The 237-nt window shown below is 71.7% G+C and carries 1 pseudogene; it reads left to right on the plus strand.

Going from position 1 to position 237, the window contains the following annotated elements:
* Positions 1-237: pseudogene (locus tag KVS67_RS13080) on the plus strand (MFS transporter); the annotation flags it as partial.

The raw sequence follows: 237 nt of genomic DNA on the forward strand, positions 1-237 counted from the left end.
GCAGGCGGCCATGTGGCCGCAGCTCGGCGCGCCGATCGGCTTCCTGCTGGCCAACGGCCTGTTCCTCGCGCTCGGGCTCGGCTTCGGCCACGACTCCACGAACCCGGTGCTCGACGGCCCGTTCCTCACGTGGGTGTGGCGCGTGCCGTTCCTGCTCTCGATCGTGATGGTCGCCGTGGGCCTCTACGTCCGCGTCAAGCTCGAGGTGACCCCGGTCTTCCAGCGCGCCCCCGACCG

It is taken from the genome of Micrococcus sp. GbtcB5 (genome assembly GCF_019091605.1).
GTDB classification, from domain to species: Bacteria; Actinomycetota; Actinomycetes; order Actinomycetales; family Micrococcaceae; genus Micrococcus; species Micrococcus luteus.